15 protein-coding genes, 1 pseudogene and 1 riboswitch are annotated in these 21,072 nt (G+C 66.0%); of the genes and pseudogenes, 1 reads left to right on the forward strand and 15 read right to left on the reverse strand.

Features of this window, described 5'->3' with window-relative positions; all coding sequences use genetic code 11:
• Window positions 1-2,112, reverse strand: coding sequence for a glycogen debranching protein GlgX (glgX, locus tag ABQF13_RS05485; protein WP_448391708.1), 2,112 nt, complete (start codon window positions 2,110-2,112; stop codon window positions 1-3).
• Window positions 2,113-2,212: 100 nt separating this feature from the next.
• Window positions 2,213-2,419: riboswitch (cobalamin riboswitch) on the forward strand.
• 112 nt (window positions 2,420-2,531) lie between these two features.
• On the opposite strand from glgX, the gene metE reads away from it, so the two are divergent.
• Window positions 2,532-4,805 (forward strand): 5-methyltetrahydropteroyltriglutamate--homocysteine S-methyltransferase, encoded by a 2,274-nt coding sequence (gene metE / locus ABQF13_RS05490; RefSeq protein ID WP_448391709.1) that lies wholly within the window; start codon window positions 2,532-2,534, stop codon window positions 4,803-4,805.
• Here the strand turns inward: metE and ABQF13_RS05495 are convergent.
• The 14 genes and pseudogenes from ABQF13_RS05495 to ABQF13_RS05560 all read right to left on the reverse strand — a co-directional run bounded on the left by ABQF13_RS05495 (window position 4,798) and on the right by ABQF13_RS05560 (window position 21,049).
• Complete coding sequence (locus ABQF13_RS05495; protein ID WP_448391710.1) at window positions 4,798-5,349, reverse strand: isochorismatase family protein; 552 nt, start codon at window positions 5,347-5,349, stop codon at window positions 4,798-4,800. The two genes, metE and ABQF13_RS05495, sit on opposite strands and share 8 nt — an antisense overlap.
• 18 nt (window positions 5,350-5,367) lie before the next feature.
• A complete protein-coding gene (locus ABQF13_RS05500; protein WP_448391711.1) occupies window positions 5,368-6,666 on the reverse strand; it encodes a hypothetical protein in 1,299 nt (432 codons plus the stop codon).
• Complete coding sequence (locus ABQF13_RS05505; RefSeq protein WP_448392024.1) at window positions 6,663-7,082, reverse strand: hypothetical protein; 420 nt, start codon at window positions 7,080-7,082, stop codon at window positions 6,663-6,665. The genes ABQF13_RS05500 and ABQF13_RS05505 overlap by 4 nt, the downstream gene beginning before the upstream one ends.
• Window positions 7,076-7,237 (reverse strand): hypothetical protein, encoded by a 162-nt coding sequence (locus tag ABQF13_RS05510; protein WP_448391712.1) that lies wholly within the window; start codon window positions 7,235-7,237, stop codon window positions 7,076-7,078. Before ABQF13_RS05510 ends, ABQF13_RS05505 begins: the two co-directional genes overlap by 7 nt.
• Window positions 7,238-7,241: 4 nt before the next feature.
• Window positions 7,242-9,083 (reverse strand): hypothetical protein, encoded by a 1,842-nt coding sequence (locus tag ABQF13_RS05515; RefSeq protein ID WP_448391713.1) that lies wholly within the window; start codon window positions 9,081-9,083, stop codon window positions 7,242-7,244.
• Between the two features lie 87 nt (window positions 9,084-9,170).
• Window positions 9,171-10,655, reverse strand: coding sequence for an aminotransferase class I/II-fold pyridoxal phosphate-dependent enzyme (locus ABQF13_RS05520; protein ID WP_448391714.1), 1,485 nt, complete (start codon window positions 10,653-10,655; stop codon window positions 9,171-9,173).
• Between the two features lie 18 nt (window positions 10,656-10,673).
• Window positions 10,674-11,852, reverse strand: a complete 1,179-nt coding sequence (locus ABQF13_RS05525) for a zinc-dependent alcohol dehydrogenase (RefSeq protein WP_448391715.1) — start codon at window positions 11,850-11,852, stop codon at window positions 10,674-10,676.
• Window positions 11,853-12,086: 234 nt separating this feature from the next.
• Window positions 12,087-13,736: a DUF222 domain-containing protein gene (locus ABQF13_RS05530; protein ID WP_448391716.1), complete on the reverse strand. Its 1,650-nt coding sequence runs from the start codon at window positions 13,734-13,736 to the stop codon at window positions 12,087-12,089.
• Between the two features lie 81 nt (window positions 13,737-13,817).
• A complete protein-coding gene (locus ABQF13_RS05535) occupies window positions 13,818-14,642 on the reverse strand; it encodes an EspK C-terminal domain-containing protein (RefSeq protein ID WP_448392025.1) in 825 nt (274 codons plus the stop codon).
• Window positions 14,643-15,695: 1,053 nt separating this feature from the next.
• A pseudogene (locus ABQF13_RS05540) lies at window positions 15,696-16,022 on the reverse strand (WXG100-like domain-containing protein); the annotation flags it as partial.
• Window positions 16,023-16,028: 6 nt separating this feature from the next.
• A complete protein-coding gene (locus ABQF13_RS05545; protein WP_448391717.1) occupies window positions 16,029-16,973 on the reverse strand; it encodes an ESX-1 system-associated protein in 945 nt (314 codons plus the stop codon).
• A 164-nt stretch (window positions 16,974-17,137) separates the two neighbouring features.
• Window positions 17,138-17,956 (reverse strand): PE domain-containing protein, encoded by an 819-nt coding sequence (locus ABQF13_RS05550; protein ID WP_448391718.1) that lies wholly within the window; start codon window positions 17,954-17,956, stop codon window positions 17,138-17,140.
• Window positions 17,957-18,674: 718 nt separating this feature from the next.
• Window positions 18,675-19,532, reverse strand: a complete 858-nt coding sequence (locus ABQF13_RS05555) for an LLM class F420-dependent oxidoreductase (RefSeq protein WP_448391719.1) — start codon at window positions 19,530-19,532, stop codon at window positions 18,675-18,677.
• 20 nt (window positions 19,533-19,552) lie between these two features.
• Window positions 19,553-21,049 carry a potassium/proton antiporter gene (locus tag ABQF13_RS05560; RefSeq protein WP_448391720.1) on the reverse strand — a complete coding sequence of 499 codons (1,497 nt, stop codon included), beginning with the start codon at window positions 21,047-21,049 and terminating at the stop codon, window positions 19,553-19,555.
• Between the last annotated feature and the right edge of the window lie 23 nt (window positions 21,050-21,072).

Consider the following 21,072-nt stretch of genomic DNA (forward strand, 5'->3'; position numbering starts at 1 on the left):
TCAATCCGTCGGGGTGCGCAGCACCAGCATCGAGCGCGCCTCGACGGTGACCTTCGCACCCGCCGCGACCTCGGCGCTCTCGTCGTCACCGCCGGCTGCGGTGTCGACGACGGGAAGCCACGCCGGTGCGTATTTCTTGGCCGGGAGGGCGAACTCGATCGGCTCGTGGTGCGCGTTGAAGCACAGCAGAAACGAGTCATCGAGCACCCGCTGACCTCGCACGTCCAGATACGGGATGCCCTGGCCATTGAGGTACACCGCGATCGACTTGGCGAACCCGCTCTCCCAGTCCTCGTCGCTCATCTCCGAACCGTCGGGCGCCAGCCAGGCGATGTCGGGTAGACCCCCGCCGCCGCGCCGGCGTACGGGGTCCCCGGAGAAGAACCGTCGCCGCCGGAACACCGGGTGGGCGGCGCGCAGCGCGGACACCGTGCGGGTGAACTCCATCAACTCGGTGTCCGCGTTGGCCCAGTCGATCCAGGACAGTTCGTTGTCCTGGCAGTACACGTTGTTGTTGCCCTGCTGCGTGCGCCCGAGTTCGTCGCCGTGGCTGATCATCGGCACGCCCTGAGACAGCAGCAGCGTAGTCAGGAAGTTGCGCTGCTGGCGTGCCCGCAGCGCGTTGACCTCCGCGTCGTCGGTCGGGCCTTCGGCGCCGCAGTTCCAGGACCGGTTGTGGCTTTCGCCGTCGTTGTTGTCCTCGCCGTTGGCCTCGTTGTGCTTTTCGTTGTAGGACACCAGGTCACGAAGCGTGAAGCCGTCGTGTGCGGTGACGAAGTTGATGGAGGCGACGGGCCTGCGCGCGGTGTGCTCGTAGAGGTCGGCCGAGCCGGTCAGCCGGTAGGCGAACTCGTCGATGGTCGCCGGCTCACCGCGCCAGTAGTCGCGAACCGTGTCGCGGTACTTCCCGTTCCACTCGGTCCACTGCGGCGGGAAGTTGCCGACCTGGTAGCCGCCGGGTCCGACGTCCCACGGCTCGGCGATCAGCTTGACCTGGCTGACCGTCGGATCCTGCTGCACGAGTTCGAAGAACGTCGACAGCCGGTCCACGTCGTAGAACTCGCGGGCCAGTGTGGAGGCCAGATCGAAGCGGAAGCCGTCGACGTGCATCTCGGTGACCCAGTAGCGCAGCGAATCCATGATGAGCTGCAGTGAATGCGGGTGTCCGACGTTGAGGCTGTTGCCGGTGCCGGTGTAGTCCATGTAGTAGCGCTTGTCGTCCTCGACCAGCCGGTAGTAGGCCGCGTTGTCGATACCGCGGAAGCTGGCCGTCGGGCCCAGGTGGTTGCCCTCGGCGGTGTGGTTGTAGACGACGTCGAGCAGCACCTCGATGCCGGCTTCGTGTAGCGCACGCACCATCGCCTTGAACTCCTGCACCTGTCCGCCGGGGTTGGGGCTGGAGCTGTACTTGGCGTCCGGGGCGAAGAAGCCGATGGTGTTGTAGCCCCAGTAGTTGGTGAGGCCCTTCTCCAGGAGCGTGGAGTCGTTGGCGAAGTGGTGCACCGGCATCAACTCGAGCGCGGTGACCCCCAGCGAGGTCAGATGCTCGATGATCACCGGATGCGCGACGGCCGCGTAGGTGCCGCGGATCTGTTCGGGGATGTCGGGATGCGTCTGGGTCAGCCCCTTGACGTGGGCTTCGTAGATGACGGTGTCGGCGTACTCGTAGCCGGGCGGGCGGTCGCTGCCCCAGTCGAAGAACGGGTTGATGACGACGGACTTCGGCATGGACGCCGCCGAGTCGTCGTCGTTGCGGCTGTCGGGTTCACCGAAGGTGTAACCGAACAGCGCCTGGCCCCAGTCGAAGTTGCCGTCGATGGCTTTCGAGTACGGGTCGGCCAGCAGCTTGTTCGGGTTGCAGCGCTGTCCCTCGGCCGGGTCGTAGGGGCCGTGCACCCGGTACCCGTAGCGCTGGCCGGGTTCGATGTTGGGGATGAAGCCGTGCCAGACGAACCCGTCGACCTCGGGCAGCGTCAGCCGGGATTCGGTGCCGTCAACGTCGAACAGACACAACTCCACCTTGTCGGCGACCTCGCTGAACAGGGCGAAGTTGGTGCCGGTGCCGTCGTAGGTGGCGCCGAGGGGATATGCCTTGCCGGGCCAGACTTCCAAGATTGCACTCCAGTGATCGGTGAACGAGACGATACGGGGGATGCCCAATCGCGGCGCATCGCAACCGTGGTCCGTCGGATAGGGTGGGCGGTGCAGTTGGTCTGTTGGCGCTGAAGTTTGGCGTCGGCATCGAGCCACATGTGTGGCGAGAGGGAACCCGGTGAGAATCCGGGACTGTCCCGCAGCGGTATGCAGGAACGACTGCCGTCATCAGCACTGGCCCACCGGGGCCGGGAAGCGACGGCCACTAGGTGCACTTCGGTGCGTGCCTGCGAGTCCGAAGACCTGCCAGCTGTGCCGGACGCGCCGCGTCCGGTGGTTCATCGCCTCGTGGAATGGGCAGTGGCCGAAGCGGTGAAAACCCGTATTCGGTGCGCGTCCCCGGCGATGACCATCCGCCGTAGCAAGAGGACCACGTCATGAACACCACCGCTTTCAACGCCACCATTCTCGGATCTCCCCGCATCGGGCCGAACCGCGAACTCAAGCGCGCCGCCGAGAAGTACTGGGCAGGCAACTCCGATCGCAGCGAGCTGGAATCGGTGGCCGCGCAGCTGCGCCGCGACACCTGGGAAGCCCTCGTCGCCGCCGGGCTGGACTCCGTGCCGGTGAACACCTTCTCCTACTACGACCAGGTGCTCGACACCGCGGTGATGGTCGGGGCGCTACCGCCACGCGTCGCGGGGGTGGCCGATGATCTGGACCGCTACTTCGCCGCGGCCCGCGGCAACGACGAGATCGCACCGCTGGAAATGACCAAGTGGTTCGACACCAACTACCACTACATCGTGCCCGAGCTGGGCCCCGACACCAGGTTTACGCTGGATCCGGCCAAGGTGCTGGCCGAGCTGAAGGAGGCGCAAGCCCTCGACGTGCCCGCGCGCCCGGTGCTCGTCGGCCCGATCACCTTCCTGGCGCTGTCCAAGGCCGTCGACGGAGCCGCCGCGCCGATCGATCGGCTGGACGAGCTCGTCGCGGTGTACGCGGAGCTGCTCGGGGAGCTGACCAATGCCGGCGCGGCGTGGGTGCAGTTCGACGAGCCGGTGCTGGTGACCGACATCCTCGACAACACCGCGGAGTTGGCCCAGCGGACGTACGCGACGCTGGGCCGGTTGACCAGACGGCCGGCGCTGTTCGTCGCGACCTACTTCGGCGAGCTCACCGCCGCGTTGCCCGCGCTGGCCCGGACACCGGTGGAGGCCATCGGGGTCGACCTCGTCGCCGGGGGAGTGTCGGCGGTGGCGGCGGTGCCCGAGCTGGCCACCAAGACCCTGGTGGCCGGCGTCGTCGACGGCCGCAACATCTGGCGCACGAACCTGGAGTCCGCGCTGGCGACGCTGGCGACGCTGATGGGCCTGGCCGACCACGTGGCGGTCTCGACGTCATGCTCGACGCTGCACGTGCCGTATTCGCTGGACGCCGAGGAGGGGTTGGACGCGCAGTTGCGCAGCTGGCTGGCGTTCGGGTTCGAGAAGGTCGCCGAGGTGGTGGCGCTGTCGCGGGGCATCACGACCGGGCGCGACGCCATTTCGGCCGAGGTGGCCGCGTCCAACGCCGCCGCCGCGTCGCGGCGCTCCGACCCGCGCCTGACCAACGAACAGGTGCGGTCGCGGATTTCCTCGATCGCCGCGTCGGGCGCCAAGCGGGGACCGGCCGACAAGCGTCGCGCCGCCCAGCAGGAGCGGCTGAAGCTGCCGGTGTTGCCGACGACCACCATCGGGTCGTATCCGCAGACGTCGGCCATCCGGGTGGCCCGCGCCGAGTTGAGGACCGGCAAGATCGACTACGCCGAATACGTGCGCAGGATGAAGGCCGAGATCGCCGAGGTGATCAAGCTGCAAGAGGACCTCGGCATCGACGTGCTGGTGCACGGCGAACCGGAACGCAACGACATGGTGCAGTACTTCGCCGAGCAACTCGACGGCTTCTTCGCGACACAGAACGGCTGGGTGCAGTCCTACGGCAGCCGGTGCGTGCGCCCGCCGATCCTGTACGGCGATGTCGCGCGGCGCCAACCGATGACCGTGGAGTGGATGAGCTACGCGCAGTCGCTGACCGACAAGCCGGTCAAGGGCATGCTCACCGGTCCGGTGACGATCCTGGCGTGGTCGTTCGTTCGTGATGATCAGCCGCTGGCGGAGACGGCGGCGCAGGTCGCGTTGGCCATCCGCGACGAGACGGTCGATCTGGAATCGGCCGGCATCGGCATCATCCAGGTCGACGAGCCGGCGCTGCGCGAGTTACTGCCGCTGCGGTCGAAAGACAAAGACGCCTATCTGCGGTGGGCGGTCGATGCGTTCCGGCTGTCCACGTCGGGTGTCGCGGACGCCACCCAGATCCACACCCACCTGTGCTATTCGGAGTTCGGTGAAGTGATCGGCGCGATCGCCGCGCTCGACGCCGATGTGACGTCGATCGAGGCGGCGCGTTCGGATATGGAGGTGCTGGAGGATCTCAACGCCGCGGGGTTCGCCAACAGCGTCGGGCCAGGTGTCTACGACATCCACTCGCCGCGGGTGCCCGGCACCGAGGAGATGGCGACGTTGCTGCGCGAGGCGCTGGAAGCCGTTCCGGCAGAGCGGTTGTGGGTCAACCCGGACTGCGGGCTCAAGACCCGCAGGACCGATGAGGTGACGGCGTCGCTGCGCAATATGGTCGCGGCAGCGACGCAGGTGCGCGGCTCGGCTAGCTGACCTGCACGCCGGCCGCGCGCAATTCCTCGAGGGCTGTGGCGGTCGAATCCGGGGCCACGCCCGCGGTGAGATCCAGCAGCACCCGGGTGGTGAAACCGGCGGCGTTGGCGTCGGCGGCGGTGGCCCTAACGCAGTGGTCGGTGGCGATCCCGACCACGTCGACCTCGTCGACGCCGCGCTGCCGTAACCAGTCGGCGAGCGCGGTGCCGTCGTCGTCGGTGCCCTCGAACCCGCTGTAGGCCGCCGAATAGTGGCCCTTGCGGAAGACGGCTTCCACGGCGGTGGCGTCGAACTCCGGGTGAAACTCCGCGCCGACGGTATCGGCGACGCAATGCCTGGGCCAGGACACCTTGTAGTCGGGGTTGTCGGAGAAGTGGTCACCGGGATCGATGTGAAAGTCCTTGGTGGCCACGATATGTGCGTAGTCGGATCGGTCGGCGAGGAGGCGGGTGACGTTGCGGGCCACCTCGCCGCCGCCGGTCACGGCCAGCGAACCGCCCTCGCAGAAGTCGTTTTGCACGTCGACGATGATCAGCGCCTTCATACCTCAACCGTAGCGCCGTCATCCGCCGAAGAGCAGATACAGCCCGGTGAACGTGTAGCCGACCATCACCAGCATCATCGCGAGCTGACCGGTGAGCTGGTGGTCGGCGGGCAGCAGCCGCAGCGCGCGGTCGTGCGCGGCGATCACCCCGGCGACGTGGCCGGCCAGTACGCTACCGACCTTGATGGTGGCCAGCAGCGAAGGATGAAGCGACAGTACGTAGTTGACTTCCGCGTCGAGCCCGAACAGCAGGATGATCGTCTGCTGACCGCGTTCCACCAGGTAGGTCAGGTAGTGCGCGAAGACATAGCCGATCACGATGGGGATCAGCGAATGCGCCATCTGTCCGGGCAGCGCGCGGCGCTGTTCGCGGTCGACGCCTCCGGTCGCAATTGCGGCCAGCCAGAACGTGCCCGCGACCACCCCGATGAACAGCAGCAGACCTGCCGTGCGGATCAAGGTGGCGGTCAGGGTGGACGTGGAGTTCTCGTCGACGAAATCGCGCCAGCGCGGCATCGCCGAAAAGCTGTCGAACGCAGTCGATCCCAGCAGCACGGCCATGACCGCGACGATCCCGGACCGGATCGGCAACGACGGCAGGTGATCGAACGGATTGCCGAACGCGACCAGCCCGCTGCGCGGGTCGCGCCGCCACGGCGACAGCCGCGACACCACCACGCTGTATACCTCGAACGGATCGGCCCGGCCATACCAACGCGGACCACACAGCAGCCCACCTGCCAGCGTGATCACCAGATAGATCAGCAACCAAATCCGGATGGCGCCAAGCGATCCGGGGTCGGGGCTGGCGAGCTCCAACCACACGAACGCGAACAGGCCCAGCGCGGCAGGCCAGTATCCCAACGCCGCCGGGTAGGCGCGGCCCAGAGAGCGCCAACCCCCGAGCCGATGCACCGCGCGAACGGGTGAGATCGCCCGCCACACCGGGCCGGCCACCAGCGACAGCGCCACCACGCCGACCCAGATCAGCACATAGAACACGCCGGGTAACGGGTTGTCGGCGTCCTGTGGTCCGATGATGGACGCCACCGCCACCCACACGGCGAACGCCAAACCGGCCAGCGCGACGACCCACCGGGTGACGGGTGCGTCGATCACCGTCGTCACCCAGCGCGGCAACGCGTGTGCGGGCTTGTCGGGATCGAAGCGGGGTTTGCGCCACGCGAACGCGACGATGGCGAACGTGAAGGTCAGCGTCCAGGCGGCGCCGATCAGGGCGTAGGTGAACGGGATCGGCAGATCGGTCGAGCCGCCAAGGCCGTGCGCCAGTACGGCCAGCGACGGGTCGGTTCTCACCGCACCTGGATGGTCGCGACGGTCTTGTTCGCGTCGTGCAACTCCACGTCGACGCGACCGGGCACGTCGACGGTGAACTGAAACTGCTGGCCCGGTTCCGCCTTGACCGGGAAGGTGTGTTCAGGGGTGGAGTGCACGTGCAGTTCGTCGGGGGCGTCGCTGTTGACGCGGATGACGATCGGTTCGCCGACCTTGGCCTCCAACTGGGCGTTGGTGGGATCGACCTGGCCCCCTTCGATGGTGACGTCGAGGGTTACGCGATCGGTCGGGCGCTGCTGGTCGGTCATGTCCGACGGGTTGACGGTCGTCGCCGGCGGCGAGGTGCCCTCCGCGGTGTCGCCGTCTTGTGAGCCGCATCCGACGGCGACAACGGCGGCAGTGGCCAGGACGACAAGTGCCTTACGACTGATCACGATCCTCCATCTTTGTTCTCGCGTTTGCGGCGATTCTTCACGGCGATGTACACGACGACGGCCGCGACCACGATCGCCGGAGCGAACGCCGGCACGGCGAGCCAGATCGGATGGTCGGCCAGGATGACGACGTTCGGGTCGTTGGGGACTTCCGTCATGCCGTCACGCCTGCACTGTTGGTCGCAATTCCGCCTCGCTGCCGGTCGGTTCGTGCCTGTTGATCCGGCCCCCGCCCCAGGTGACGCCGGCGACCATGGCCAACGTGCAGAACAGCACGATCAAGCAACCGATCAGCCACAACGCCTCGGGGATGTCCGGGCTGCGCTCACGCTGCAGGATCGTGATCTCGGCGACGAACGGACGCGTCGTCTGAGCCTCGGCCGGCACCTCCTCCGCACCGATACCGGGGTCGCCGGCCAGGTAGAGCGGCACCGCGGCCAACGTCTTACCGTCGTGCACCCGAAGCAGCGTCTTCCACGAACCCGAAACCGGCATCGGCTTCGTCGAGCGGTAGTGGCCGGGGCCGACCTCCTCCAGGTGGTCGATGAAGAGCCCGCGCTGATTGGCGATGCCGCCCTGCCAGCCCAGCACCGACACCCAATTGGGATTGTCGCTGAGCAGGTTTGCGGGGGTGAGTTGGATGTCGGCGGTGGCCTGCTGTTGGTCGCCGATACTCGGCGCCTCGGTGAGAGTGATTGTTGCGGTGGCGCTTTCCGGAACGTTGTAGCGCAGCCCGTTGGCTGTGGCGGCGCCGATGACGACGACGGTGAGTGCGACCAGCCCGATTCCGAGGGCGCGTCGCGGCAACCGTTCACCGCAGAGCACCATGCCGAGCAGCGCGCCGCAGGCGCCGGTGAGCACGGCGACCGGAACCGCCATCGCCAGCCCCTCGGCCCACAGGCTGGTCTCCCACGGGTAGGGGTAGACGGCGTTGATCCACAGCGACTCCAGCCAGAGCCCGACGGTGCCGATCGCCAGGCCGCTGACCAGGCCGAACACGATCGGCCGCTTCAGCAGTGGGGTCAGCGCGATCAGTTCGACGAGCACCGCCGCGCCGAGATAGAGCGGGAACCAACTGTTCGGCGCGTCGAGCACCGGCCCGACCGCCAGGGAGACCAGTCCGCGCAGCCCGATCGCCAGCAGAGCGGCGATGATGGCTGCCCCCTTGCCCATAAAGAGCCGTGCGCCGACCAGGGCGAAGGCGGCCGCAGCGGCGATGAGCATGGGCTGGAACGCCTGGCGGAACTGCTGTACGCCGAAGTCGAACTCGATCTGGTAGACCGACATACCGATGAGCACCCCGGCGAAGGCGAGGTACTGGACGAACTTCAAACCGATGCCGTCGGGCGGCGTGTCCGCACTGGCCGCCCGCCGCCCTTCGTGTTCGAGGTAAAGGGCCGCGATGGTGGAAAAGCCGGCGCCGCCGATCATCATCAAATGCGTTGGGCCCCAGAGGGTTACATCCTGACCGAAGATACGGTGCCAGACGTCGTCGAGCGGGAACCCCAGCAGCGCGTACAGACCGCAACCCGCCATCACGATGCCGCCGACCGGTGCGTACCAGGTGTCGGTGATCCGCACCGCCGACGGTCCGGGCTTGTCTTCAGCGCCCCCGAGGGGCAGGACCATCGCCAGGCAGCCCGCGACGAAGATGAAGAACAGGCCGGCCAGGATGAAGTAATGCGCCGGGTTGGCCAATGGGCCTTCGTCGCGGCCCGCGCCGATGTGCAGGCTGACGTCCCAGATGAAGCCGAACAGCGCGCAGATGATCGCCGTGATGAACACCGCGATGGGCAGTGCCACCCACGACGGGCGTTTGAAGCGGCGCCCCGACCAGTCGGCGAGGCGGGTCAACCAGCTGATCTTGCGGCTGCGATGCAGCCAACCGATCCACAGCAGCAGGGCGGTCACGACCGCCGCGAAGATCGACAAGCCGATCACTTCGTCGAGCGCGGCGCCTCCGCCTTCGTCCTGCGCAAGGAGGGAAATTTCCGTCGTGTCCATCGTGTGCCCTACCCGGTTGATGTCGGAGGAAACTTCTTACTGTGCAGTAATGTTGCCAGAAATCCGGGTGGCCAAACCAGGCGGGCACTAGGCCACCACCCGGAACGTCTCCAGTGTCGGATCGGCGGCGTCGGGAAGGTTCATGCCCGCGCGCAACCCCGAGCGCAGATAGTCGATCACCGCGTCGTTGAGGCGCTCACCGGGGACGACGGCGGGAATGCCGGGTGGGTACGGCGTGATCTGCTCGGCGGCGATGCGGCCGCCGGCCTTGACGGCAGGCACCGATTCGGTGCGTCCGAAGAAGGCGTCGCGCGGCAGCTCGACGGTCTCGAGCTCGATCTCCGACGGGGAGGGCAGCCGCATCGGTGGTGGCTTGTCGAAATCGTTGGCGGCCTTGCGCCACGTCCACAGCGCGTCGAGCAGGCGTTCGGAGGTCGCCTTGTCGTCGGCGAAGGACATCGTCGCCAGGACGCGGCGGTGATCGCTCATGCCGAGGTCGATGTGGCGGTGGTCGCGGAGCCAGTCTGCGACTTGGTAGCCCGTCGTTCCGACGGCCGACACGTCGATCAGCACCTGCAGGCGGTCGAGGTCGTGTGAGGCTTCGACGCCGAGAAGTTCGTCGTCAAGCACCTCGACGCCGGGGATGAGTTCGATGTCGTCGCGCAGACCCCAGGCCAGTTCCATTGCAGCGCCGAGCAAGTCGCGGCCGTGCTCGACCATCTGTCTGCGCCAGCCGTCCATCGCGGCGTAGATCGGCACGCTCGGACTGGTGGTCATCAACAGGTCGGCGCAGGCCGACAGCCGGTCCTGGTCGATGAGATCACCTTGGAGGTGAAAGACCGAGCCCTGTTCGAACCCGGCACCCATCTTGTGCACGCTGACCACGCAGACGTCGGCGCCGGCATCCATCGCCCATGTCGGAAGGTTCTCATGGAACGGCAGGTGAGCACCCCAGGCCTCGTCGACGACCAGCGGCTTGCCGCGAGCGTGGCATACCTCGGCGATGCCGGCGATGTCGGCGCAGGTGCCGTACGGGCTCGGGCTGACGACGAGGGCGCCGGCGGCTTCGGGGTGGGCGTCCCAGGCCCGTTCGAATTCGGCGGGCGACGGGGGATGGGAGATGTGCTGTTCGGTGTCCCAGCGCGGGGTGACCCAGTGCGGCTGGACACCGGAGAAGATCAGGCCTGCGACGATGGACTTGTGGCTGTCGCGGGGCACGATGAGGCTGCCGCCGCCCGATGACGCGGCGGACTGGTCCGGACCGCCCGCGACGGCCATCATCGCGGCCTTGACCGACAGTGAGCTGCCGCAGGTGGAGAACCAAGCGACTTTGGCGCCGACGGCCTCAGCCATCAGGTCTTCGGCCCGCCGGAGGTATTTGTTTTGTGAGCGGCGGTCGTCGAGGCCGCCGTTGGCGAGCAGGTCGTCCCGGAAGGCTTCCTGCCCGAGCACGGCGAGGACGCGTTCGTCGACGCCGCGGCCTTGCCGGTGACCGGGCGGGCTGTATCCGTAGCGGTCGCGTTTCCGGTAGTTGACCAGCGCATCCAGAAGTGGCGCTTCGGACTGATCCATTTGGGCGGAATACCCCGGTTACGGGGTAAGCACCACCTTGACCATGCCGTCCTGCTTTTTCTGGAATTTGGCGTATGCGTCGGGCGCGGCCTCCATCGGAAGGCGGTGGGTGGCGAACTGTTCGACGCCGAGCGGATCGTCGGCGGTCAGCAGCGGCATGATGTCGGGCACCCACTTCTTGACGTTGGCCTGACCCATCCTCAGCTGAATCTGCTTGTCGAACAGCGTCATCATGTTGATGGGGTCGGCGGCGCCGCCGTAGACGCCGGACAGTGAGATGGTGCCGCCGCGGCGCACCAGCGAGATGGCAGAGTTCAGGGCGGCGAGCCGATCGACGCCGGCGCGTTTCATCATGAGCCGTCCCACCGGGGATGGCAGGTAGCCGCTGGCGGTCTGTGCGACCTCGGCGACCGGGGATCCGTGAGCCTCCATGCCGACGGCATCGATCACCGAATCCGCGCCGCGGCCCTGGGTGTGGCTCTTGACCATCTCATCGGCGTCGTCTTTACGGAGATCGATGACCTCCGCGCAATAGTCGCGGGCACGGTCCAGGCGCTCGTCGACCAGGTCCACACCAATCACCTTGCAATCCTTACGATGTGCTGCGATCCGGCACGCCATGGATCCGATCGGGCCGAGGCCGAGCACCACCAGCGTGCCGCCGTCGGGCACGGCGGCGTACTCGACGCCCTGCCATGCGGTGGGCAGCACATCGGAGAGGTAGACGTAGCGTTCGTCGGGTCCGTCGTCGGGCACCTTGATGTGGGTGTACTGGGCCTGGGGGACGCGCAGGTATTCGGCCTGGCCGCCGGCGACCTCGCCGTAGAGCTTGGAGTAGCCGAAGAGGGCGGCGCCGGTGCCCTGGTCGCGGTTCTGGGTGGTTTCGCATTGGCTCTGCAGGCCTTGGTCGCACATAAAGCAGTGCCCGCAGGAGATGTTGAACGGGATGACGACGCGGTCGCCGACCGTGAGGCCGTTGACGTCGCGTCCGACTTCCTCGACGACGCCCATCGCCTCGTGACCGAGGATGTCGCCTTCGCTCATGAACGCGCCGAGCACTTCATAGAGATGCAGATCGGAGCCGCAGATGTTGGTGCTGGTCACGCGGATGATCGCGTCGTTGGGTTCCTTGATCGTCGGGTCGGGCACGTTGTCGACGGAGACGTTCCGCCGCCCCTGCCAGGTCACTGCGCGCATGGGCATCCTCCTCGTCGTTCTTGCCTTACAACGTGCCCGTTGAGGGGCCGGCCAAACACTGAAGATGAATTCGTGGTTGGCGCGGGTCGTGGCGGAGCTGCGGGTTGGGCGGAATACTGTTTCTGGCCGCAGCGGTGGTGCGGTCGAGTTCCGCGGCGCTCCAGGTTGTTTGAACGGCGGGGCTCACCGCGCTGGGTGGTGAGGTTGCCGCCAGCAGTCGGCAACCCGCGACGGTTAGGGATAGGACCGCGGCGTCGTCGCGTTGAGCTTGCGTTCGGCGTTGACGCGTGCGTCGTTGTCGGCGGCGCGGGTGCGTCGTCGTCGCGGCATCTTCAGCGCGCGCCGCGCCGAGGGTGGGGGCGCGTTGGCCGGCGGTGGCAGATCGGCGGTGGTGGTGTCCCAGTGCGGGAAGTACAGCCGGCTCAGGGGTTGGGTGCGGTAGGTTCGCCCGCTGGGCGCGGTCCAGATGACGGTGCCATCGGGGCGTTGTTCGTCGTGCCAACCACAAAACGTTTTCAGCAAATGATGAAAACGGCACAGACACTTTAGGTTTGACGCATGGGTGGGCCCACCCGGATACGGAACCGTGTGGTCGACATCGCAGTATTCGGCGGGGTGCTCACAGCCGGGGAACCGACACGTCATATCGCGCATGCGCACGAACCGCTCACAGGATCGTGACGGGCGATAACCCGGATCGGCGATGTCGGGGGGCCGATACACGCTGCGCACCTTCGCGCCGTTGTTGATCAACTCAGCCAACAACGCCGGCGGGATCACCCCGCCACCGACAATCAACGCCGCCGACATCGGGTTATCGGGCTGGGGCGCCCACAGATTGGCCCCCGAGACCGCTGCGGACTTCGGCGGCGACACCGGCTCGGTCTCCGGCTGCGAGGCCGGCTCGTCGGCCACCGGCGCGGGTGTGGATTCCGGCGGCGCGGCCAGCTCGTCGGCGACCGGCGCCGGCTCGGATTCCGGTGCGGGCGCCACCTCGATCGGCACATCCGGGGTCGGGGTTTCGGTGGTGGTGTTCGTGTCGCGGGAAAGGCCCGCGGTGGACTTGTTGGTGTTCGCGGGGGTGGTGTCGGTGATGGCGTGGATGACGAACGCGGTCGCGCGCGGATCGTCTTGACCGGCCCACGGGCATTGCGGGCTGCGGCATTGGCACTTGAGTCGATCAGCGCCGGCGGCCAACGCGCCCAGCGCATCGGCGCGACGCTGGCCTCTGTTGCGCGGATCGTCCTCACACACCCCGGCGATCATCTCGGCCAGCCGCCGTTTGAGCAGTTCGGCGTCGGTGGCCGAGAGCCGCCCGTAAACCGATGCGGTGCCGGTGGCGTCATCGGGCTTGCCGACCTGCACATCGCGCCGCCGGGCGGCCTCATGAAAACGCCGTTGCGCATCCGGGTCATGGGTTTCCACCACCGCGTCCACGGCCAACTCCAGCCGCTCTTGGCCCAATGCCCCCCACGACGCGGCCCGCTGGGCGATCTCGGCATCGACGCGGGCCAGCGGTTCGGTACCGAGCACCAGATGGGTACGCCAGGTGATCGTGGAAATCACCTTGGCACTGATCATTCCCTCGCTGAACAGGGCGGCGACCTTGGGCAGCCGATCACGCAGCGCCAACCCGATCGCCATCTCCTGACCGGCCCGATAGCGGCTGATGCCCATCGCGGCGGCCACCTCGGCTGCCGCGCAATTCCACAAGTCGACCACCCAGCGCTGGCGTTCCTCATCCTCCGGCTCGCTAGCGCGTGCCGCCAATTCGCCGATCGCGGCCAACCGCCGCGCCGCCGTGCTCGCCTCAGTGCGAGCGCACGCCTCGATCTCGGCGACCAGCGCGGCCTCCTCGGCCGACCGAAACTCCGAAGCGAACATACGTTCGATTTTGCCAGAAGGGTACGACAGTTTTGAAGTTGGTCCACAGGCGCTCTAAAGGAGTGTTTGCGGCTTTCGATGTCAGACGCCGGCGCGTGCGGCGCTCGCGTCCGCCATGAGGACGCCTAGGTGTTGCCAGTAGATCCAGTCGGCGATCGCGGCGCGCTGGTCGGCAGCCTCGGTCGCGACGTGGGCGCGGTGCAGCGCCAACTCCTGGGCATGTTCGGCGTAGGCGACGAAGGCCTCGAGTTGCGCCTGTCCTCGGTCCGGTGCATTGCTGAGTAGCGGCCGAAACACTTCGAACCACAACGCCGATTGCTGATCATCCGGAGCTTTGGCATCCGTAGGTGCCGGAGGCAATACTTCCGAAAGACCGCCGCCGCTGAGGGCAGCGAGCTTTCCTGCGGCGTCGGGAGCGATTACCTGTAGTCGGTGGCGGCCCTCCATCTCACCGCTTTCGGGGATGTCGTCGGGACGCAGAACGATCTTGGGCGCACCGGGGTCAAAGCCCTTGAACTGGTCCTCGGTGGCGATGACAGCGCGCAGATCGGTGTTGTGGTGTTGCGCCCAACCATGAAGGGCAAGAATGGGATACGTCGCCCAAGTGCCGCGGAGGGTGGGCGGGATGGATTCGTCGGCGGTCGCCATCTTCACATGGTCTGGCAGATTGACGCCGTCGGGGATGTAGCCCAGCCCATAGTTGTTGGCGACGACGATCGTGCCGTCCTTGGCCAGGCCGGTGATCCAGAAGAAGCCGAGATCGGTGATACCAACGTTAAGGGCCGCGGCGATGCGGTGGGCGACTTGCGTCGGGTCGGTGGACGACGGACGCCGAAGAGATGCGGCCGCGATGGCTTCACGTTCTGCACGCGCAGCCGAGACCGGCACCGGTGCAGGCGCGCCCACAGTGCTCGAGCCTGGTGCCGCCGCAGCTGGTGCGACCGTAGGGCCGGTGGGACTCGCGGGAGCGACGGGCGCTGCCGGTGGGGGTGTAGGAGGTGGACCCAATGGAACTGCGCCCCCGGGAGGCGCGCCACCGGCGGGTGGGGGTGCGACGGGAGCCGGAACGGCGGCACCAGTGCCCGCACCCGCAGATGAATTGGGTGCGGGCGGAGCGGGATTCGTCGGGGTGTCGGGTACCACGGGTGCAGCGAGCGGTTGATGAGCAGGCGCAGCGTTCATTGGTGCCGCGGTCGGCTGAGGAGGTGGAATTGGTGTCTGCGCAGCGGCTTTCGCTGCGGCCTCGGCGACGGAGCGTTGGAACTCGGCCATCTGGGTCTGATTGGCTGCTGCCGCCGCAGGAGTCGCGGTGCTCGGTGCGCTAGGCGCGGATGTCGATGGTGCCGATGCGCCGGATGTGCCGGATAGAGGGGTTGCCGGTGTGCTGATCCCTGGAGTGGGTGGTGGCGCAGAAGCTCCTGAAAAGGCCGGTGTGCCGGGCGATGTCGAAGGGTAGCCCGATGGGACAGGTGTGGACATGCCGGGTCCAAAGAGTGCCGGAGGTCCGGGATTGTCGACGCCCGTCGGCACATCTGTATTGTCTGGGACAGTGAAATCCGTCGGAGTACCAACCGGCGCACGATTTTGAGGATTGTCGCTGTTTGCGGGCGGTACCGAGACTTCAGGCTCAGCGACTAGCGGCGCATGTCGTCCCGCGATGATTGGGGAATTTGGGTTGTCGTGACCAATAGTCGCCAGTGGCGCTTCGTTGCGAACAGGGACAATTGGTGCATCTTTCGTTCGGTCATGATCAAGAAGTCGAACTCCATCGGTTGGTTCTTGCGGCAGATCGGTTGATGATGGCCCTGAAATGCTGGCGGCTGCCGTAATGACTGTATCGACGTTCTCACTGCGGATTGCATTTACGCCCGCTTGAATTGCCGCGTCCTTGGCCTCATCCGTGAATTCGGGGTGGTTTCGGATCCAATCTAGAATCTTATTGGCAGTCTCGACGGTGTTGATAATTTGAGTCTTGGTGTTGGTGGCTACGCGCGCCGAGTCGTTGAAAAGCTTGGCTGAGTTGTCGAGATTCTCCTTGACTGATTCCAAGTCGGCAATTCGTGCGGCAAGCGCACCGCCAGCGGCCGTCGCGCCACCACCCGACCAGATCCCGACGCCGCTGAACATTTGGGCACGTTCTTGTTTCGTCGACTCCAATTTTGCACCCACAGTTTGCGCCACGCTGTTAAAAGCGTCTCCACAACTACGAAGAACCTCCTCGTCCACTTCCGGCCAAGCAGGCGAGACCGTCAGATCGTATGGATCATGAGGTCTACCGATACCCATGTCGCCCTAGTTTCCAACCGCTTTGCACGCTTCATTGATCGCCGTACTAGCTCGGTTTGATGCCCTCGATAGATATGAGTCCGCTGGCGTGTAATTCGGTAACGTCGCGACATATGCTCTTCGATACTGGGCGGCGAAAACCGCGAAATCCTGGACTATCGGGTTGGCGCTGCTACGTCCGAGATTCTCAAGTTCGTTGGCGTGCTGAGACATCGTCGGAGTGACTGCGTCGATCACTGCACGTTGTTCCGCTGTCCATGAAGACGCAGGAATATTCGGGTCAAGGGACTGCCACTCTAAAGTTTCATTTGTGTACTGATTCAAAAGTTGATCCCATTGTGAACAGATTGGGTCTTCCCCTTTGAGGAATCGCTGTGGATCGTTGGGATCGCTCAGGCCGGCAAGCTTCGACGGAGGCGCAGGGGCAGGGATTAAGGGCGCCCACGTTTGGGCTGAATCCCACTCAATTGCGGTGCATGCGAAAGTCACTGCGCCCGAGGTTGTTAGAGCAACTCCGACTAGGTGGTTGTCTGCAGCTGTATATGTCGGGAGCACGTCGGCGTAAGCGCGCGCGTAGGCGATGAATTGCTCATACAACTCGCGTACCACACGGTGAGGCGTCAACTTGGCTAACTGCACAGTTTGGTCAGCAGCGTTTCGCAACGCCTGCCCAGCCGCTTCGTATTGCGAGCGTTCTTCCGGCGTCCACTCTGCGGCGGGGACAGAAGGATCACGGTTTCCCCACTCCTTCTGTGACTCGGCGAGGTTCGCGTTGGTTCTACGCCACGCCGCGCACGTCGGGTCTTCGGTGATGATGTTGGCGGGGCCTTTGTCATCCGCGCTTGCTAAGCCATAGGTGTTGCCCGATGGATCGGCGCCGTTACCGTTTTCGTCACTTATCACCGAAATCGTCACCGCGACTGTCACTCCGATAACTGCCAGCAATGCCACCGCGCCCAGCGCCCACTTCCACCCATTGCCGCGCTTTTTCGGCGGAGGGCCCGGCGACCACTGCTGCGGAGGCCACGGCGGCTGTTGCGGCGGGGGACCGTACTGCCCCGGCGTACCACCCTGCGGCGGCGGGTGCGGCGGATTTCCCGGCGGCGGCGGAAAACTCACAACGCGATCTCCGGTGACGCCGCAGCCGGCCGCGTCGGCGCGGGCTTCGGCGGTGCCTCAGGCGCCTGTGGTTGCGCTTCCTGTGCCTGCGGTTCCGGCACTCTCCCACCACCGGAACCCGGCGCCGCTCCCTCGACCTGAGGCTCCTTCTCTTCTTGTGGCGGCTTCTCGTCTGAAATCTCGGTTGGATTGGGTTCTTCCGCTTCGGGTTTCAGCTCATCTTCGACACCCGACAACTCCGAGAGCTGGCCGACCTGCTGCAGGGCGCTCTGCATTCCCTGCATCATCGCCGCCGGAATCGCGCCCGCCATACTCGCCAATTGCATCGGAATCTGAGCCGCCTGCTGCGCCATTTGCATTGGCATCTGCATCATTTGGCCCATCTGCCCGGCCGGGTCGGCCGCACCAGCGCCCGTCGTCGCCGCTCCCACGCCCGTCGTCGTCGCGCCCGTCGCACCACCGGCGCTGCCCGCTCCAGCGCCACCACCGGCCGACCCCGCACCGGTCCGGCCCTCATCGAACTCACCCAAGCGCTCCAGAATCTCCTCGGCCAACTGCCGGTCGGTCGCGTCGTACATGCCCGCAGCCGTCAACACGTTCTGCGCGTATCGCGTCAGTTCTTCCTTAGTCACCGGCAACTGAGCCAGGACCGGATCCACCACTTCGGCGACCTTGCCCGCGATGGCGAACGACAACGCGTCAGCCCCCGCTGGGCTGAACGCGGCCGGCGGCGGCGGGATCGCGGCAGCCAGCGCCTGCAACCGGCTTCCCGCCTGCTGCACCAGCGGCGCGTCGATCCGCAAGGTCTCAGTCATTGTCACTCCGCACAGTCGCCAATCCGGCGCTTAGCAACTGGCAAGCCCATTCAGGCGTCACCACGGAAATGTTACCGGAACAGCAACCCCGCCAATTGCACGAATTTGTGCACGCATACGGCGCCAACCGGGCCGCCCGACGCACCGGCTCACCAGCTAAAAGTCACTAATCTCCACGTCGGAGAGTTATTAGACCGATCGACGCCAACCCCCCGACTTTCCCAGGAAAAACGTCCACACACCGACAAGCCAGCAAACACATTCGGACCATTATTGGCGGGCGGGGCGCTCCGGGCCAACAGGGAGTGGCCGTCAAACCCCTACAGGGGCCTATACCCGGAAACCACACCAGCCACAACTGCCTCAGAAAAAACATCAGATGATATCTCGGCGCGCCTCAGACCGTTTGCCCGGCCAGCGGGATTTAATGACTTCAGTGAGCGCACTGCGATAGGGTGGGCCCCGATCAGCTATCTGTATCGACGCAGGAGTCAGTTCCGTGTACCTCAACCCGCTTTCTCGGTCACGGGTGAGTCGAATCGCCTGGTCATTTTTCCGTCATCCCTTGAAGAGCCGCGGTTTTCCCGCCAAGGCGGAGCGGCTGATAACCGCCGACGAGATGCTTCGTTACGGCATCTAGCGAACTCGCTACCCACGGCCCGCCACGCGTGATCGAACGGTCACGCTCGTTTGCCGAATCGTTACCTCTTCGTGATCCTCAGCCCTTGCCGTCGAACAGACCAGACGCCCGGATCTCCTGCGCCAGCGGTTCCAGAACCGCCGGATCGTGCGGCGGCGGCAGATACACGATCGCCAGGTCCAGCCCTTCCCTGCCCAGCGCCGCGGCCTCTTCGACGACCGCGCCGTAATTGAGGTCCGAATTCAGCCGCACGTGCGCCGACAGCGTGATCTCGCTGGGGTCGCGGCCGACGTCCGCGCAATGCGAGGCCAGAACATCGCGCTTGCGTGCGAACAAATCGGGCGGACCGCCGACGAAATTCCAGTGCTGGGCGTACTTGGCGGTGATCTTGAGCGTCCGCTTCTCACCGTTGCCGCCGATGCAGATCGGCGGGTGCGGCCGCTGCGGGCCCTTCGGCTCGCAGCGCGCGTCTTTGAGTTGGTAGAACGTCCCGTCGAACGTCGTCGTCTGCTGGCTCAACAGCCCGGTGAGCACCTCGCAGGCCTCCTCGAAACGGTCGAACCGTTCCTTCATGGTGCCCAGCTCGATGCCGTAGGCACCGGACTCCTCCTCGTTCCAGCCGGCGCCGATGCCGAGTTCCAGCCGGCCGTTGGACACGATGTCCAACGACGCGGCCATGTTCGCGAGGACGGCCGGATGACGATAGTGAATGCCGGTCACCAACGTGCCGAGTCGCAGGCGCTTGGTCGCCTGGGCCAACGCCGTCAGCGTGACCCAGCCTTCCAGGCATGGTCCCGTCGAGTCGGAGAAGATCGGGTAGAAGTGGTCGAAAGTCCAACCGGACTCGAAGATTTCGATGTCGTCGGCGGCCTGCCAGACGGCGAGCATGTCTGCCCAGGTGGTGTTCTGCGGGGAGGTTTTGAAGGCGAATCGCACCCGGTTGAGCGTAGTCGCCGTTATCCCGCCTCGCCGTACTCGTTGAACCAGTGCGCCAGTTTTCCGCGACGGCTGACCGCCCGCAGTCGCCGCTCGGTGGCCTCCCGCGTCTTGCTCGTGGTGACGATGAGCAGTTCGTCGTCGATGGCGATTCGGGTGTCCGGCTGAGGCACGAATGTGTGGCCGTCGCGGATGATCAGGGTGATCACGCTGGGATCAGGTAGTCGCAGTTCCCGCACCGTGACATTGTGCAAGCGCGACGGTGCCTGCACCGTCATCGTGAGCAGTTCGGCTTCCAACACATCCAGCGGCGCCGATTCCACCTGGATCTCGCGGGTGGCTTCCTTCGAGACCAGCCCCAACCGCCGGCCGACCCAACCCAGGCTGGGACCCTGCACCAACGTGAACACCACGACCAGGATGAAAACGATGTTGAGCAGCCGAATGCTGTCGGGTATTCCGCCAACGATCGGGAACGTGGCCAACACGATGGGGACCGCGCCGCGCAAACCGGCCCAGGATACGAAAAGTTGCTCCCGCCAAGGTATTCGGAACCCAACAAGCGAAACCGCAACGGACAGCGGCCGCGCAATCAACAAGAGGACAAGCCCTATCGCTATCGCGGGTAGTATCTCGGCGCCCAGGTCGCTCGGGTCCACCAGCAGGCCGAGCAACACGAACAGGCCGATCTGCGCCAGCCAGGCGAGCCCTTCGGCGAATGAACGGGTCGCCGAGCGGTGCGGCAGCCCGGAATTGGCGAGCACCAGCCCGGACACATACGCGGCGAGGAACCCGCTGGCATGTGCCGTGCCCGCCGCCGCGAAGGCCACCATGCCGAGGCCGAACGCCGCAAGCGGATACAGGCCCGACGCCGGCAGTGCGATGCTCCGCAAGCCGAAAGCCCCTACGACGCCGAAGATCACGCCGATCACACCGCCCGCGGCCAACTCGTAGATCACTTCGACGAACGTGTGCACCGGAGACAACTCCAGCGGCGTGACGCTGAACAGCAGGACGAAGATGACGGCGGGGGCGTCGTTGAACCCCGACTCGGCTTCGAGCAGACCCGCGACGCGGCGCGGCAGCGGCACCACCCGCAGCACCGAAAAGACCGCAGCCGCGTCGGTCGAGGAGACGATGGCGCCCAGCAACAGCGCTAGTTGCCAATCCATGCCCAGCAGCAGATGCGCGCCCGCGGCGGTGACGACCATGCTGATGGCGACCCCCAAGGTGGCCAGCACACCGGCGGGGGCCAACAGCTGGCGCACGTCGGCGAACCGGGTCGTCAGACCGCCTTCGATGAGGATGATCGCCAGGGCCACGGTGCCGAGGTGATCAGCGAGCAGGTAGTCGTCGAACTGCAGGCCAAGCCCGTCCTCGCCGACGATGACGCCGACCGCCAAGAACAACAACAGGCTCGGTAGACCGATGCGACTGGCGGCCCGGGTGGCGACGATGCTGGCCAACAGCACCAGCCCGCCCGCCAGCAGCACCAGATAGAGCTGCTGCAGGGTCATTTCTTCCCCGTTCGGGACCGGAT

This window comes from Mycolicibacterium sp. XJ879 (genome assembly GCF_053483935.1).

Coding starts and splice junctions, on each gene's coding strand:
- metE (WP_448391709.1), top strand. CDS start 2,532: ATGAACACCACCGCTTTCAACGCCACCATTCTCGGATCTCCCCGCATC.
- ABQF13_RS05495 (WP_448391710.1), bottom strand. CDS start 5,349: ATGAAGGCGCTGATCATCGTCGACGTGCAAAACGACTTCTGCGAGGGC.
- ABQF13_RS05510 (WP_448391712.1), bottom strand. CDS start 7,237: ATGACGGAAGTCCCCAACGACCCGAACGTCGTCATCCTGGCCGACCAT.
- ABQF13_RS05515 (WP_448391713.1), bottom strand. CDS start 9,083: ATGGACACGACGGAAATTTCCCTCCTTGCGCAGGACGAAGGCGGAGGC.
- ABQF13_RS05520 (WP_448391714.1), bottom strand. CDS start 10,655: ATGGATCAGTCCGAAGCGCCACTTCTGGATGCGCTGGTCAACTACCGG.
- ABQF13_RS05525 (WP_448391715.1), bottom strand. CDS start 11,852: ATGCGCGCAGTGACCTGGCAGGGGCGGCGGAACGTCTCCGTCGACAAC.
- ABQF13_RS05530 (WP_448391716.1), bottom strand. CDS start 13,736: ATGTTCGCTTCGGAGTTTCGGTCGGCCGAGGAGGCCGCGCTGGTCGCC.
- ABQF13_RS05550 (WP_448391718.1), bottom strand. CDS start 17,956: ATGACTGAGACCTTGCGGATCGACGCGCCGCTGGTGCAGCAGGCGGGA.
- ABQF13_RS05560 (WP_448391720.1), bottom strand. CDS start 21,049: ATGACCCTGCAGCAGCTCTATCTGGTGCTGCTGGCGGGCGGGCTGGTG.